Origin of the sequence: Streptomyces sp. NPDC001068, assembly GCF_042897315.1 — a bacterium.
Classification (GTDB): Bacteria; Actinomycetota; Actinomycetes; order Streptomycetales; family Streptomycetaceae; genus Streptomyces.
The window spans coordinates 545,403-559,781 of the sequence record NZ_JBIAYD010000002.1; the positions used below are offsets into that span (position 1 = coordinate 545,403).

13 protein-coding genes are annotated in these 14,379 nt (G+C 73.4%); 7 read left to right on the top strand and 6 right to left on the bottom strand.

The window, feature by feature from the left end:
• Positions 1 to 341: 341 nt before the first annotated feature.
• The gene (locus ACFY3I_RS07580) at positions 342 to 1,547 is read left to right on the top strand and encodes a cytochrome P450 (protein ID WP_390859803.1); all 1,206 of its coding nucleotides are present in this window, start codon (positions 342 to 344) and stop codon (positions 1,545 to 1,547) included.
• Positions 1,548 to 1,639: 92 nt separating this feature from the next.
• On the opposite strand, the gene ACFY3I_RS07585 is transcribed toward ACFY3I_RS07580, so the two are convergent.
• On the bottom strand, positions 1,640 to 3,172 hold the full coding sequence (locus tag ACFY3I_RS07585) for a glucosidase (RefSeq protein ID WP_390859804.1): 1,533 nt from the start codon (positions 3,170 to 3,172) through the stop codon (positions 1,640 to 1,642).
• A 214-nt stretch (positions 3,173 to 3,386) separates the two neighbouring features.
• Entirely contained in the window at positions 3,387 to 4,058 is a 672-nt protein-coding gene (locus tag ACFY3I_RS07590) for an epimerase (RefSeq protein WP_390859805.1), read from the bottom strand.
• A gap of 159 nt (positions 4,059 to 4,217) precedes the next feature.
• Here ACFY3I_RS07590 and ACFY3I_RS07595 point away from each other — a divergent pair, with 159 nt between their 5' ends.
• The gene (locus ACFY3I_RS07595; protein WP_390859806.1) at positions 4,218 to 4,694 is read left to right on the top strand and encodes an SRPBCC family protein; all 477 of its coding nucleotides are present in this window, start codon (positions 4,218 to 4,220) and stop codon (positions 4,692 to 4,694) included.
• 251 nt (positions 4,695 to 4,945) lie between these two features.
• Here the strand turns inward: ACFY3I_RS07595 and ACFY3I_RS07600 are convergent, their stop codons facing one another.
• The 3 genes from ACFY3I_RS07600 to ACFY3I_RS07610 all read right to left on the bottom strand — a co-directional run bounded on the left by ACFY3I_RS07600 (position 4,946) and on the right by ACFY3I_RS07610 (position 7,199).
• Positions 4,946 to 5,266 (bottom strand): DUF6479 family protein, encoded by a 321-nt coding sequence (locus ACFY3I_RS07600; RefSeq protein WP_390859807.1) that lies wholly within the window; start codon positions 5,264 to 5,266, stop codon positions 4,946 to 4,948.
• A gap of 73 nt (positions 5,267 to 5,339) precedes the next feature.
• Positions 5,340 to 6,092 (bottom strand): YoaK family protein, encoded by a 753-nt coding sequence (locus tag ACFY3I_RS07605; RefSeq protein WP_390859808.1) that lies wholly within the window; start codon positions 6,090 to 6,092, stop codon positions 5,340 to 5,342.
• A 177-nt stretch (positions 6,093 to 6,269) separates the two neighbouring features.
• Positions 6,270 to 7,199: a LysR family transcriptional regulator gene (locus ACFY3I_RS07610; protein ID WP_390859809.1), complete on the bottom strand. Its 930-nt coding sequence runs from the start codon at positions 7,197 to 7,199 to the stop codon at positions 6,270 to 6,272.
• Between the two features lie 328 nt (positions 7,200 to 7,527).
• Between ACFY3I_RS07610 and ACFY3I_RS07615 the strand changes: the two genes are divergently transcribed.
• From ACFY3I_RS07615 to ACFY3I_RS07625, 3 genes are all read left to right on the top strand, one after another.
• Positions 7,528 to 9,168: an MFS transporter gene (locus ACFY3I_RS07615; protein ID WP_390859810.1), complete on the top strand. Its 1,641-nt coding sequence runs from the start codon at positions 7,528 to 7,530 to the stop codon at positions 9,166 to 9,168.
• Between the two features lie 61 nt (positions 9,169 to 9,229).
• Positions 9,230 to 10,183 carry an alpha/beta fold hydrolase gene (locus tag ACFY3I_RS07620; protein ID WP_390859811.1) on the top strand — a complete coding sequence of 318 codons (954 nt, stop codon included), beginning with the start codon at positions 9,230 to 9,232 and terminating at the stop codon, positions 10,181 to 10,183.
• A 45-nt stretch (positions 10,184 to 10,228) separates the two neighbouring features.
• Complete coding sequence (locus ACFY3I_RS07625; RefSeq protein ID WP_390859812.1) at positions 10,229 to 11,143, top strand: phytoene/squalene synthase family protein; 915 nt, start codon at positions 10,229 to 10,231, stop codon at positions 11,141 to 11,143.
• Between the two features lie 182 nt (positions 11,144 to 11,325).
• Here the strand turns inward: ACFY3I_RS07625 and ACFY3I_RS07630 are convergent, their stop codons facing one another.
• Positions 11,326 to 12,219 (bottom strand): ricin-type beta-trefoil lectin domain protein, encoded by an 894-nt coding sequence (locus ACFY3I_RS07630; protein WP_390859813.1) that lies wholly within the window; start codon positions 12,217 to 12,219, stop codon positions 11,326 to 11,328.
• A 395-nt stretch (positions 12,220 to 12,614) separates the two neighbouring features.
• On the opposite strand from ACFY3I_RS07630, the gene ACFY3I_RS07635 reads away from it, so the two are divergent.
• The gene (locus ACFY3I_RS07635) at positions 12,615 to 13,187 is read left to right on the top strand and encodes a sigma-70 family RNA polymerase sigma factor (protein ID WP_365287077.1); all 573 of its coding nucleotides are present in this window, start codon (positions 12,615 to 12,617) and stop codon (positions 13,185 to 13,187) included.
• Positions 13,184 to 14,368: a hypothetical protein gene (locus ACFY3I_RS07640; RefSeq protein ID WP_390859814.1), complete on the top strand. Its 1,185-nt coding sequence runs from the start codon at positions 13,184 to 13,186 to the stop codon at positions 14,366 to 14,368. Before ACFY3I_RS07635 ends, ACFY3I_RS07640 begins: the two co-directional genes overlap by 4 nt.
• The last annotated feature ends 11 nt before the right edge of the window (positions 14,369 to 14,379 follow it).

Sequence of the window (14,379 nt, forward strand, 5' to 3'; positions counted from 1 at the left end):
GGTCCATGCCGTGACCCTGGGCGCTCGTCTTTCACGATCGGATACTTCAAGAGAACGCCGGTCCCGCAGGCGCTGCAACCCCCGGCGGCGGATCACCCGCCCGCACCCGGGGTGACGGGCCCTCTCCGCGGCGGACTTTCAGGCCGGGGGACCGACGGACCGGCCGGCCTGTGGACCGGCGGACCTGTGGACCGGCGAACCCGCGGGCCGGTCGGCCCGGGGACCGCCCGAGCGCGGAGGCGGGGCCCGGCACGGATCCGGGCGCTCGGGCCCCCCACGGCGGTGACGGCACGCGGCCGGGGCGATCCGTGTCCGGCGCGCCGCTGTCTAGGGTGGGAGTCATGGACGCCAGCACAACGCCCCCCGCCCAGGCCGCCGTTGACCCGGTGGAGCTGCTCGCCGACCCCTACGCCGTGTACTCGCGTCTGCGCGAGGCCGGTCCGGTGCACCGCTTCACCGGCACCGACGGGCTGCCCGCGTGGCTGGTGACACGGTACGAGGACGTGCGTCAGGCCCTCGCCGACCCACGGCTCTCACTGGACAAGGCCCACGCCAAGCCCGGCGGCTACCACGGGTTCGCGCTGCCGCCCGCGCTCGACGCCAACCTCCTGAACATGGATCCGCCGGACCACACCCGCGTCCGGAGGCTGGTCTCGCAGGCGTTCACGCCACGTCGGACCGCCCTGCTGCGCGAACCCGTCCGGCGGACCGCCGACGCGCTGCTCGACGCCATCGAACCGCTCGGCCGGACCGATCTGATCGCCTCGTACGCCGCGCCGCTGCCGATCACCGTGATCTGCGAGCTGCTGGGCGTGGCCGAGGAGGACCGGCCCGACTTCCGGGGCTGGACCGACGCGCTGGTCGCCCCGGACCCCGCGCGGCCCGAGCGGGCGCGGGAGGCGGTGAGGTCGCTGCTGGCCTTCTTCGCCGCGCTGCTCACCCGCAAGCGCGCCGAGCCGGCCGAGGACCTGCTCTCCGCGATGATCGCCGTACGGGACGAGGAGGACCGGCTCAGCGAGGACGAGCTGATGTCACTGGCCTTCCTGATCCTGTTCGCCGGGTACGAGAACACCGTCCACCTCATCGGCAACGCCACGCTCGCCCTGCTCCTCGACCCCGCCCAACTGGCCGCCCTGCGCGACGATCCGGCCCGCATCGGCGCGGCCGTCGAGGAGCTGGCCCGCTACGACGGACCCGCCCCGCTCGCCATCCGCCGTTTCCCCACCCAGGACGTCACGATCGGCGGGGTCACCGTCCCGGCGGGCGAGACCGTACTGCTGTCCCTGGCGGCGGCCCACCGCGACCCGCGCCGCTTCCCCGAGCCCGACCGGCTCGACCTGGGCCGTGACACCACGGGGCACCTGGCTCTCGGTCACGGTATCCACTACTGCCTCGGTGCACCGCTGGCCCGACTGGAGACCGAGGTCGCCCTGACGGCGCTGCTGGCACGCCTGCCCGGCCTCGAACTCGACGTCCCTGCCGAGACGCTGCGCCGGCGGCCGTCGATGCGCACCCGGGGTCTGCTCGAGCTCCCCGTCCGGTTCTGAACGCTCACGAACGAGGGTCGGCGACCGGCCGCCGACCGGCCGGCCCGCGGGCCGTCCTCGCCGGCGGCCGGGGCCTGGTCGCCGGTGCGTGCCTAGCCCTTCCACCGGTAGGTGGCAAAGGAGCCCGCGGGCACGGTCACGACGAACGTCTGGTCGCCGACGGCCACCCGGACCCTGCGGTCGGAGTCGGCGCCGTTGCCGAGGACGGCCGTGTAGCCGCCGCCACGGGTCCGGTAGACCACGTTGGCGACACCGTGCTGAGCGGCACTGGACTCCAGGCGGACGTCACCGGGTGACAGGTACTTCGCGAACTGTCCGAGCGGGTAGAGCTCGTCGCGGACGGTGAACTTCCGCGTGTCGGTGTGCACCGTGACCAGCCGGTCGGGCCACTTCGTGGTGGCCGCGACCTCGTCCCAGTCGATGTCGTTGTCCCGCGCGGGCGTCCAGTGCAGGGTGCCGCCGTCCTGGTCGGTGGTCTGGGCCCAGAGGATGTAGGAACCGGCGTCGAGCCGGAAGTCGTCGAGCACCGTCGAGGGCGACAGGTCGCTCGTCTCCGTGAGCTCGACCGGCTTCCCGGTCTCCTCGTAGGCGTCGCGCATGACGGTCGGGTCGCCCCAGTACGGGTGGAAGGCGATGGCGTCCGCCGCCTCCCGGACCTGGGCGCCGGTGACCGAGCCGTCCGGGGCGTCGTCGAAGATCCGGTGGTAGTTCTTGGTCGCCGTGCTGTTGGGGTCGCGCCAGTCCCAGAAGTTGAAGTCGTGCACGTAGAGCCGGGTGCCCAGGCGGGCGCCGCGGAGTTCACGCTTGATCGCCAGGGCCAGCTTCTGCTGCTGCGCGACGCTGATGTCCATGGCCGGGTAGACGACGTCCATGCCCGGTTCGTTCAGCAGGGTCAGCGCGTCGACCCGGATGCCCTGCCGGGCGTACGCCTGGACGAACTTCACGTAGTACCGGGCGAGCACCTCGATGCAGTCGTCCCGCAACTTGCCGACCTGGTAGTACTCCGTGGCGCTCCCGGGCTTGAGCGCGACCTGCCCCAGGAACCGGTTGTCGGTCTTCATCCAGGCGGGCGCGCTCCACGCCGACGCGAAGAACGTGGCCCGCGGGTTGTAGCGCTGGATGAGCTTGATGGTGTCGACGATGTGCAGGTCGAGGTCGCGCCGGATGGAGAAGTGCCTGAGGCCGAAGTCCTCGGTGGCGCCGGCGGGCAGGTCGTCCTCCGACCAGAAGGGCAGGTGCTCGATCAGGTCGGGGCTGCCGATCGTCAGCCGGAAGCGGTCGAGTCCGGCTCCGTGCACGGGGTCGACGAGGAGCCGGACGGCTCTGGCACGTTCACCGGGGGTGAGCTTCCAGAGGTTGGACACGCTCGTCTCGTCCAGGGAGAACCCGACGCCGGTGTACTTCTGCCTCGTTGCGCCGGGGTCGGCGACCACGGTGGCGTCGACGGGGCCGCCGGTGTCGGTACCGGTTCTGACGACCGGCAGGGGGCGCCAGGCCTGCGCGCCCCCGGTGGAGTAGGTACCGGTCACGGCGTGGCCGTGCGTGGACCCGGCGGTCGGGCCCGCTCCGATGAGTGGCAGTGTCATGACAGCCACGGCCGCGACCGTGGTGAGCGTACGTCTCACAGCTGCTCCTGGGCTCTGACGGGTGGGGGGTGTTGCCGTGCCGAACCAGAGGCGCGTGACCGTCGTGTCACCAACGGCCCACAGGAAACGCCGACTTGAGATCAAAGCAATGCCATCGACGTTAAGTCAAGGCGTGAAGAAAGGGATTCGCGATGTGCGCGCCGCAGTCGGCGTCCGGCGTCCTCCTCGCGGGTGCCGGACCGGACCCCGGCCGTCAGGCGCCCAGGTGGTTGATGTCCTCGCTGTCCAGGATCCGGCTGCTGGTCACGCCGGGGCGGGTCAGGGCCAGCATGGTCCGGGCGAGATGGTCGGTGGTCGTCGTGTGGGCGGGCGCGAGCCGGTGCAGCAGCGGGTAGAGCCAGGACGTGAGGGAGTACAGGACGCGGTACGAGCGGGTCCTGGAGACCGCTCCGTGGCGGGGCTGGATGTAGCCGGGCCGGAGCATGAACGCGCTGACCGGCAGCGCCAGCAGCTCGTTCTCGGTGCGTCCCTTCACCCGTGCCCACATGGTGCGGCCCTGTCCGGTGCTGTCGGTGCCCTCACCCGAGACGTACACGAAGGTGAAGTCCGGTCCGGCACCGGCGGTGACCAGGGCACGGGCCGCCGCGAGCGCGAAGTCGTGGGTGACGCGGGTGTAGTCGGCCTCGCTCATGCCCGCGGAGGAGACACCGAGGCAGTAGAAGCAGGCGTCCAGGCCGGTCAGCCGGTCGCCGACGGCGGACAGGTCGGTGAAGTCGTCGTGGACGATCTCGGTCAGTTTGCGGTGGCTGACACCGAGCGGGCGGCGCACCACCGCGAGGACACCGTCGACCGCGGGGTCGAGGAGGCAGGCGCGCAGGACGCCCTGGCCGACCATGCCGGACGCGCCGAAGACGACGACGTTCACAGAGGACTCCATCACTGGGTGGCGAGATCCGGCACGCTACCCGAGTTCCGCCCGGACGGGTGCGCCGGGCGGTACCGGGTACCCGGCGGCCGCGGGAGGGCGGGCGCCGGACATCGGCGGCCCTTCCGGTGACGAGCCGTTTCCGACGAGGAGGAACCGATGAGCACGGTCAGGAAAGCCGTGGACGTCGCCGTCCCGGTCCACACGGCGTACAACCAGTGGACCCAGTTCGAGGACTTCCCGAACTTCATGGAAGGGGTGGAGGAGGTCAGGCAGGTCGACGACCGGCACAACCACTGGACCACGAAGATCGGCGGGGTACGGCGCGAGTTCGACACCGAGATCGTCGACCAGCTGCCGGACGACCGGATCACCTGGCGCTCGGTCGAGGGCGACACCCGGCAGCAGGGATCCGTCCGGTTCCAGCAGCTGGACGAGACGCACACCCGGGTCGAACTCACCATGGACGTCGAGCCCAGCGGTATGGCCGAGCGGGGTGCCGACGCGCTCGGCCTCATCGACCGCCGCGTCAACGGGGACCTCGGCCGCTTCAAGGACTACGTCGAGCAGCGCGGAGGCGAGACCGGCGCATGGCGCGGCCGCATCCGCCCGGGCGACACCGGGCCGACGCTCTGAGGGACCGGGAAGGACCCCGGAGACGAACAGTGGACCGGCAAGCCCCCGGGACCGAGGACTCGCTCCCGGGGGCTTGCGTTCCGGGGGCTTTGCGTCAAGGGGGCTTGCGTCACGAGTCCTTGAGTCACAGGGGCCCGGGTCACAGGGGGCTTCGGTCACGGTGGGTCGGGTCCCGGAGGGCTCGGCCCTGTGGGTTTCGGTCCCGGAAGGGTCGGGACAGGGAGGGTCGGTACAGGGAGGTCGCGGGCGGGCTACCAGCGGGGACGGGTCTGGTTCTCGCTGGACCTGCTGGGCGCGTTGCCGAGCTGGTGCGGGGTGAGACGCTCGCCCTCCCGTCCGGCCTGTGGCACCTCGTTGGGCTCGCGCATCTCGCGCTCCTCGCGCACCGGTCCGGTGCGGGGCAGGGTCGGTTGGTCCGAGCGCCCGGGCGGTGCGGACTCCCGCCGCCGCACCCCGATCCCGAGCCGGACGGCGCCCAATAGCGCGGCCACGACGAGCAGACCGCAGACGACGATGACGATCATCCCCACCGCCGAACCGGCGGCGGCCAGCTGTTCCTGAGTCCTGTCCATCGCCGCCGGGTACCCACCGGGGAGCCGTGGACACCCACCCGGAGGGCGGCCTTCACCGCGCCGGCGCAGCACGTCACAGCGGGGCTGCCCAGCGGGCCTCCGAGCGGGAGAGGGCGAACGCGTCGAGCGCGCAGCCCGCGAGGAGCACCGTGGCGAGCAGCAGCGGCAGGTCCGGGCTGCCGAAGCGGACGGCGAAGGCGCCGACGAGAGCACCGGCGAACATCGCGAGCGCCGACAGGGCGCGCCGGCCGGTCCTGCCCCCGGCCCCGCCCGCGGCCCTGCTGTCCGAGGCCATGCCGGTGATGGTCAGGGTCAGCACGGTGGTCGTGAGGTCAGGCACGGCGAGTGCGCGGGCGGTGGCGTTCTGCACTCCCATGGCGAGGCCGAGGAGCACGATCAGCTGGTACCGGGTCCCGGTGGCGTCCAGTGGGTCCCCGTACCGCGCGACGGCGTAGGCCGCCAGGAACAGGACCGTCTGCACGACGAGCGCCAGATGCAGGACGCGGCCGCGGTGGCCGCGGGCCCGGTGCGCGATCCGGCCGCCCAGCAGGGCGCCCACGCCGAAGGCGGCCAGCGCGGCCAGCGAGGCGGCCAGGGAGAAGCCCGCCGCGCCGGCCACCGCGAAACCGGCGAAGACCACGTTGCCGGTCATGTTCGCGACGAACACGTGGCCCAGCACCAGGTAGCTGAAGGCGTCCACGAGGCCGGTCACGACCGTCAGGGCGAGCATCAGCGGAGGCAGGGGGCCATGGCGGTCCGCCGGGTCGGGCAGCACGGTCGCCCGTGCCTCACGGATCACGGGGTGGACGGCATCCTTGATCGACATGGCGGTCCATTCGGGACTGGTGCGGAACCGCACCTCGCGCGGTGCGTGCTTCCAAGGCTCCGCCGCCCCCGCCCCGCTGTCCAACATATGGATCCGGACGCAGCGATCGCTCATGCCGATCGATCGCCACTCGTCAGGCACCTCCGACGACCGCGCAGGCCGACCGCTCAGGCCGACTCACCGGTCACCGGCGTGCTGTCCGAGGACGTCGAGAAAGGCCTCGGCGGCGGGTGCCAGCCGGGTCCCGTCGAACACCACGCAGACGTGGTGCACGGCCTCGGGATCCGTCAGGCGGAGCATCCGCGCGCCCAGCGGCAGCCCGTCGGCGGTGTCGAGCCCCATCACGGAACCGGGGCCGACGACCGCGGAGCGGGGCACGACCGTGACGCCCACCCCGCGCGCGGCCAGCCGGATCATGTCCCGGATCTGACCCACCTCGAAGTGCCGGCCCGCATCCACTCCGGCCCGTGCGAAGGCCGCCTCGACCTGGCGGCCCAGGCCGCTGCCCCGGGTGAACCGGATCAGCGGATGGCTGTCCGGGAGGTCGGCGAGACCGACGGCGTCCCGGTCCGCGAGCGGGTGCTCGCCCGGTACGACGACCACCAGCGGCCCACTGCCCAGCGTGCGGTGGTCCAGCCCGTCGGGGACCTGGTCGCCGGCGAGTCCGACCACCGCGAGGTCGAGACCGCCCGCGAGGACGGCGTCGGCCATCTCCGAACTGGGTGCGTTGGACACGCCCAGGTCCACACCGGGATGGCGGACGCGGTAGTCGGCCAGCACCTCCACCATGTCGAAGGGCACGGCCATCGTCTGCACCAGGCCCAGCCGCAGCCGGCCCCTTCGCAGCCCCGCCAGCGCGTCCAGAGCCGCCTGGGCGTTGTCGACGTCGGCGAGGATGCGCCGGGCCAGCGGCCGCAGCAGCTCGCCGGCGGCGGTGAGCCGCACCGACCGGCTGGTACGGCTGAACAGCGTGGCGCCGACGTCCTTCTCCAGCCGGGCGATCTGCTGGCTCAGCGCCGACTGGGCCACGTAGCAACGCGCCGCGGCCTGGGTGAAGTTACGGGTCTCGGCCACCGCCAGGAAGTACCTCAGATGCCGCAGCTCCATGGACACCAATCTCTCCCGCCGGTCGATCGAGGACAACTCATACGCCCCGCCGATCCCGGCCGGCACCCGCGGATACCCCGCCGATCCCGATCGGCACCCGCCGATATACCGCCGGTTCCCGCCGATGCCGACCGACACCCGCTGATACCCGCCGATACACGCGGCAGCAAACCCCCCACCCCGCGGCGCGAACTCACCTGCGGGGACAGGCACATCGGTGTTCGGCGGATGATCTCCGGTGGCGCTTCTGACAGGATGACGGCGTTCCGGCCCGGTCCCGGTGTGGGCGGTCCGGGGCGCCGGTGCCCAACTCTCGCGGAGCGGTGACATGGCAGTGAGCGCGAAACCCGCCCCCGAAGGCGGGTCCGCCGGCCCGGGATCGTCCTGGGCGCCCCTGGCCCTCCCGGTCTTCCGGGCCCTGTGGATCGCGCAGTTCGTGTCGAACGTCGGAACCTGGATGCAGACGGTCGGCGCCCAGTGGCTGCTCCTCGGCCACGGAGCCACCCTGGTCACCCTCGTCCAGACCGCTTCCAGCCTCCCGGTGGTCCTGCTGGCGCTGCCCTCCGGAGTCCTCGCCGACCGCTTCGACCGGCGACGGCTGCTCGTGGTCGCGCAGCTCGCCATGTGCGCGGTGGCCACCGCCCTGGCCGTCCTGGCCTTCGCCGGCGCGCTCTCCCCCGGGCCGCTGCTCGCCCTGACGTTCCTGCTCGGCTGCGGCACCGCCCTGATGGGACCGGCCTGGCAGGCGATCCAGCCGGAGCTGGTCCCGCGCGGTGAGCTGGCCGAGGCGTCCGCGCTGGGCGCGGTGAACATGAACCTGGCCCGGGCCATCGGGCCGGCCGTGGGCGGTGTGCTGGTCTCGGCGGCCGGCGCGGGCTGGACCTTCGCCTTCAACGCGGTCTCGTTCCTCGGCATCGTGGTCGTCCTGCTGCTGTGGAAGCGGCCGCCGGCCAGGCCGGTCCCGGCCGCCGAACGTGAAGGGTTCCTCACCGCCCTGTACGCGGCCCGCCGTTACGTGCGCAACGCGCCCGGTGTCCGCCGTGTCCTGCTGCGCACCGCCCTGTTCATCCCCGGCGCGGCCGCCGTCTGGTCGCTGCTGCCGCTGGTCGCGGGGGACGCGCTCGGTCTGGGCTCGGGTGGTTACGGCCTGCTCCTGGCCGCCGTCGGCGTCGGCGCGGTCAGCGGCGCCTTCCTGCTGCCCCGCATGCGCAGGGTGCTCGGTGCCAACGGCACGCTCGCCGCCGGGGCCGCCGTCTTCGCCGTGGTGCTGGTCGTCCTGGCCACCGTCCACGTCACCTGGATCGTCGTACTGGCGCTGCTTCCTGCCGGGCTGGCCTGGATCGGTGCCCTGTCCACCCTCAGCGCCGCCACCCAGACCCGGCTGCCCGGGTGGGTGCGGGCGCGTGGCCTGGCCGTCTATCTCCTGGTCTTCCAGGGCGGGCAGGCGCTGGCCGCACCGCTGTGGGGAGCGCTCGCCCAGTGGCTCGGGCTGACCGCCGCCCTGCTGATCGCGGCGGCCCTGCTGCTGCTCGCGGCGGCGAGCGTCCCGCTGTGGCCGCTGTACGACGCGAGCCGCATCGACCCGACCCCGTCCGACCACTGGCCCACCCCGCCCCTGGTCCACGAACCGGGCCCGGCCGACGGACCGGTGCTCGTCTCCGTCGTCTACCGGGTCGCCTCCGCCGACCGGGCCGCGTTCACCGCCGCCATGGCGGACGTGGCCCGCTCCCGGCGCCGTACCGGGGCCCTCACCTGGGGCCTGTACGAGGACGGGAACGAACCGGGCCGGTTCATGGAGAACTACCTCATCGCCTCCTGGGCCGAGCACCTCGCCCAGCACCACACCCGGCTGACCGAGACCGACCGCCGTTTCGAGGCGGCCTCCCGGGCCCTGCTGCTCCCCGGCACCGAGCCGGAGGTCACGCACGCCCTCGACGTCAGCGCCACCGCGCGGGACACCGTCGCCTGACCGCGTACCGGACCTCGCACCGGACCCCCCGGGCGAAGATCGTCGCGCGTACGCTCGTGCCATGGTCCAGCATCGAATGATCGACGTGAACGGAATCCGGCTGCACATCGCCGAAGAGGGTTCCGGCCCGCTGGTCGTGCTGCTGCACGGCTTCCCCGAGTCCTGGCACTCCTGGCGGCACCAGTTCGGCCCGCTGGCCGCCGCCGGCTTCCACGTGGTCGCCCCGGACCAGCGCGGGTACGGCGGCAGCGACCACCCCGAGGACGTCGACGCGTACAGCATCTTCGACCTGGTCGGCGATGTCGTCGGGCTGATCCGGGAGTCGGGCGAGGAGCGGGCCTTCGTCGTCGGGCACGACTGGGGCGCGCCGGTGGCCTGGCACACCGCGCTCTTCCGGCCGGACCTGGTCCGCGGGGTGGCCGGGCTGAGCGTGCCGCCGCCGTTCCGGGGGACGCGTCCGCCGCTGCGGGCCATGGACGAGATGTTCGGCGGGCGCTTCTACTGGAACTACTTCGACCGCCCGGGTGTCGCCGACGCCGAGTTCGCCCGCGACACACGCACCACACTGCGGAAGTTCTTCCACCTGGCCTCCGCCGACAGTGGAGCGGCGGGGCAGCCCCTGGTGGACCCCGAGCGCGGCTGGCTCGCCGACATGCCGGATCCCGAGCGCCTGCCGCGGTGGTTCACCGAGGACGACCTGGACGCCCTCACCGAGGGCTTCTCCCAGGGCTTCACCGGGGCGCTGAACTGGTACCGCAACCTCGACCGCAACTGGGAGCTGACCGCGCCCTGGCACGGAGCCCGGGTGACGCCGCCCGCGCTGTACGTGTACGGCGACCGTGACGTGGTCCCGGCGTTCCCCGGCACCCCCGAACTCATCGAGCGGCTGCCCGCCCTGATGCCCAACCTGGTGCGCGACCCGGTCGAGTTGGCGGGCTGCGGGCACTGGACCCAGCAGGAACGCCCGGACGAGGTGAACGCGGCGCTCCTCGACTTCCTCACGTCCCTGTCCTGAGCGCTCCCGGGCGGCCGGCCCGGCGGCTGCCTCTACGATCTCCCCGTGAGCGCGTGGAATAAGAGCCTGACCGCGGCCGGTGTCCGGGATCCGGGGCTGCGGCGGGACTACAGCAGCCAACGGCGTACCGTCCGGCGGTATCGCCGCAGCGCCTACCTGGCCTGCCGGATGCTCCTGCCGCCCGCGGTGCAGCCCCATGTGGTGGCCGCGACGGCCGTCATGCACCACGGCGACGACCTGCTGGACAGCGGTCCCGAGGCGGGCCGCGCGCAGGCCTGGGCCGGCTGGGAGCGCCTGGTGCGCGCGGGACTGGAGACGGGGACCAGTGACGACCCCCTGGTCCGCGCCCTCCTGCACACGGTCACCGCCCACCCCGCGCACCGGGCCGTCGTGGATGCCTACCTGGCCACCGCCACCACCGAACTCGAGTTCACCGGTTTCGCGACCGAGGCCGACTACCAGGACTACCTCGACGCCTACTCGATGCCGGCCTTCCTGCTGATAGGCGCGTTGCTGGGCCCGGAGACCGACCCGGACGGACGGTTCCTGGCCGGCTGCCGCCGGCTCATCGACGGCAGTCAGCGGCTCGACTTCGTCAACGACCTCGCGGAGGACCTGCGGGAGGGCCGGCCGGGCATCCCCGCGGAGACCCTGAAGAGCTTCTCCGTCACGGCGGAGGACCTCGCGGCGGACCGTTCGTCGCCCGGTCTGCGCTCGCTGGTGACGCACGAGGTCGAGGCCGCCCGGGCCGATCTGCGGTCGGCCCGGGAACTGCTCGAACTGATCCCGGTCGCCCACCGCCCGCTGGTCGGCACGCTGATCGGGATCGAACTGCTCACCGCCGAGGCCGTGCTCGCGCCCGGCACGGACGTCCTGCGGGGCTCGGCCTCGCCGTCCGCGGTGGGCACGCTCCGGCTGGTCCTCGCTGCCCGCCGCGAGGCGCGGCGGGCTCGGCGGTAGCAGCTGCAGGTACGACGGCCGGGGCCGGGCGGGCCGCGCTGTATGCGGTGCGACGGCCACGGCGGCCCCCCGCGCTCCGGTTCGCGAAGCAGCGGACGGTCGCCGGCGCCGTCGGCTTCTACTTCGACTTCGGCTTCGGCACCCTCACCGGGGGACGCCGACGGATGCCGCGGCGCGGACCGTCAGCCCTTGTGCCACTTCTGGTTGGACGTGCCGGAGCAGGTCCACAGCTGAAGCTTGGTGCCGTTGCCGGTGCCCTTGTCGGTGACGTCCACGCACTTGTCGGCCTGCGCGCTGACCAGGTCGCCCGCCGTGCTCAGGTAGAACAGCTGGGCGCGGTTGCCGCTGCACTTGGCGACCTGGATCGCGGTGCCGTTGCCGGTGTTGCCCCAGGCCAGGTCCATGCACAGGCCGAGCGAGCGGATGGTGCCGTCCGACTGGAAGACCCACTTCTGCTTCGCGGCGCCCGAGCAGTCCAGGATCTCCAGCCGGGTGCCGTCCCCGCCCGCGTTGGTGACGTCGACGCAGCGGCCGGACGCGTTGCCGATCAGCGCCACTCCGGGCACGGTGGTGGGCTTGGTGCCCCCGCTCGAGGAGGAGCCCCCGGAGGTGGACGTCCCGCCCGAGGACGACGACTTGGTGCCGCCCGACTTGGAACCGCCGGACGAGGAGGAGCCCGGCTTCGAGTCGGAGCCGGAGGCCGAGCCGGAGTCCGACTTCGAACCGGAGGCGACGGACCCGCCGCCGGACTGGTGCACCGGAGCCCCTCCGACGCCCGCGCCGCCGGCGGACCCGGAACCGCCGGACCCGGAGCCGCCGGAGCCGGTCTTGGCGGGCTGGTGGGCGGGCGTGCCGGACTGTGTCGCCGACGAGGACGGGGACGGCGACTCCGACGTGCCGGACAGCGTTGTCGGCTCCCCCGGCACCACCGCCGCGGCCGCCTTGGTGTCCGGGTCCGGGAAGAGGTCGACATGGCTCAGCAGAGGTACGGCCACGGCCGCGACGACGGTCAGTCCGGCCGCCGCGCCGACGGTGGCCCACACCCGGAACCCCGGCACCAGCCCACGGCGGGGCACCGCGGGACGGCTGGCGAAGGTGTCGCTGAATCGTCCCGCCGGGCTGCCGGGCCGTTCCGCCGGGGGCCGGGGTCTGCGAAGGGGCGGCACGTCGTCTCCTGAAGGTCTCGTGAGGTTCTCGGAACGCCCGGAACGAGCGGGACACAGGAACACTAACCAAGGCGGGGCACGGCTCCGGACACCCGTCGACGAAGATCCCGCCGAACGTCACCTTCCGTCCACCTATGCCGGGTTGCCTGTGACGAAGTTGTTGAACTCCGCACCAACAGCCGCGTCGGGGAGTTCCGTTTTTCGCGCTAGCGTTCGTACCTGAAGCGTTTCACCTTGACACAGAGCAGCACCGCACAACAGCACGACAGCACGACAGCAACATCCGACACCGGAAGGCGGAGGCATTGAGCCTCATCGACCACGACTGCGCCGACGGCGCGGACCGGACGCTCGGCCTCCTGCTCGCGGAGCGCGAGAGCCTGCGCCGCTTCGTGACCGGCATGATGGGACGTGATCCCCACGGCGTGGAGGACGTCGTCCAGGAGACCCTGCTGCGGGCCTGGCAGTCGGCCGGCCGGCTGGACTGGCAGGACCGGCCCATCCGCATGTGGCTGTTCCGGGTCGCCCGCAACCTGGTGGTCGACAGCAGGCGCCGGGACCGGACCGTCCCGGTGGGGATCAACGCGGCGGACTTCGGCGGCGCCGGGCCGGCACCCGCGCCCGACCACGCCGAACAGGTCGGTGACCGGCGGATGCTGGTCTCCGCCCTGCGCACGCTGGCCCCCGCGCACCGCGAGGCCGTCGCCAGGGTGCACCTGCTGGGGCAGGCCGGCGACGACGTCGCCCGCCAGCTCGGGCTGCCCCCGGGCACGGTCAAGTCCCGGACCCATCACGGCATCCGCGCACTGCGCACCACCCTCGAATCCCACGGCTGCCACCAGGCCGGAGCAGAGAACCTCCGGAGAGAGACGCGATGACCTCCGACACCATCACCACCCTGCTCGGCCTGGTCGGCGTGCTGGTCCTCGTCCTCGCCGTCACCAGCTGGCTGGTGCGGCGCGGCGGCGGCTGGAAGGCGCTGTGGCGCCGCCTCCGCCGGGAGACCGCCCTGACCGTCCGGGCGTTCACCGGCCCGGTCCGCACCGAACTGCGCTACCGGCGCGGCCTGCGCCTGCTGGTGCGGCTGCTGCGCGATCCCACCGTGTGGGCCGACGCCGAGCGGGCCACGGCCATGGCCGCGTCCGTCCGCCCCGGGGTACGCCCCTACGGCGTGCTGGCCGGGCCCGAGTGGATGGCCGTCCTGGTCGCGGCGGACGGCGACGCGCTGCGCGAACCCCCGGAGCCGTGGGCGGCCGACGAGACCGATCCGAGGCTGTGGTGGATCGACCGCGGCGACCTGGGCGACGACACCGGGGACCCGGCCGCGCCGCTCCTGGTCTGCGTGGGCCACGACATGGGGCACGCCGTACTTCTCGACCTGCGCTCCGGGCCGCCCACGCTGTCCCTGTACGGCCCGCCGCGCGCCGCCCGCACCACCCGCGCCGTGCTCCAGGCACTGGCCGCCCAGGTGGACGCCCGGCTGCCCGAGGGCCGGGTGGCCATCGCCGCCGGGGTGCATCCCCGGCACGCGGGGGCCACGGCCACCGCCACCGTCGGGCAGCCCGGCATCGAGGTCGCGGTCTGCGCCGACCCCTTGGAGCGCGCGCTGCCCTCCGCCGTGCGGCTGCTGAGCCTCGGGGTGGCCCGCGGCCGGACCCGGCTGCTGGAGATCGCCCCCGACTCGACGCTCACGGTGCACGGCGTGCCCGCCGCCGCGCGGGTGGACGTACTGCCGCTGTCCCGGGCGGTGGCCCGGACACTGTCCGCGCTGCCGCCGTGCCCCGACCGCCCGGACGACGAGGCCCCGGGTCCCCAGGACGTCGTCTCCGCCGCCGACCCCGACCTGCTGCCGGACGGACCCGGCACCGGCCCCGGCGCCGGCCCGACACCGGTGGCCGAGCCGACCGGCGTCTCGGCCACCCGGCCGGTCCCGGAGCCCGAGCCTGTCGTCGTGCCGGTGCCCGCACCGGCAGCGCCGGTCGAGAGCGACGACGACTTCGCGGAACCGAGCACCTCCGGTGCGGCCGGTGTCTCCGCGAGTTCGCCGCCGGCGCCGTGACCGCCGTAACC

Coding starts and splice junctions, on each gene's coding strand:
- ACFY3I_RS07610 (WP_390859809.1), bottom strand. CDS start 7,199: ATGGAGCTGCGGCATCTGAGGTACTTCCTGGCGGTGGCCGAGACCCGT.
- ACFY3I_RS07605 (WP_390859808.1), bottom strand. CDS start 6,092: ATGTCGATCAAGGATGCCGTCCACCCCGTGATCCGTGAGGCACGGGCG.
- ACFY3I_RS07620 (WP_390859811.1), top strand. CDS start 9,230: ATGGTCCAGCATCGAATGATCGACGTGAACGGAATCCGGCTGCACATC.
- ACFY3I_RS07640 (WP_390859814.1), top strand. CDS start 13,184: ATGACCTCCGACACCATCACCACCCTGCTCGGCCTGGTCGGCGTGCTG.
- ACFY3I_RS07600 (WP_390859807.1), bottom strand. CDS start 5,266: ATGGACAGGACTCAGGAACAGCTGGCCGCCGCCGGTTCGGCGGTGGGG.
- ACFY3I_RS07615 (WP_390859810.1), top strand. CDS start 7,528: ATGGCAGTGAGCGCGAAACCCGCCCCCGAAGGCGGGTCCGCCGGCCCG.
- ACFY3I_RS07595 (WP_390859806.1), top strand. CDS start 4,218: ATGAGCACGGTCAGGAAAGCCGTGGACGTCGCCGTCCCGGTCCACACG.
- ACFY3I_RS07580 (WP_390859803.1), top strand. CDS start 342: ATGGACGCCAGCACAACGCCCCCCGCCCAGGCCGCCGTTGACCCGGTG.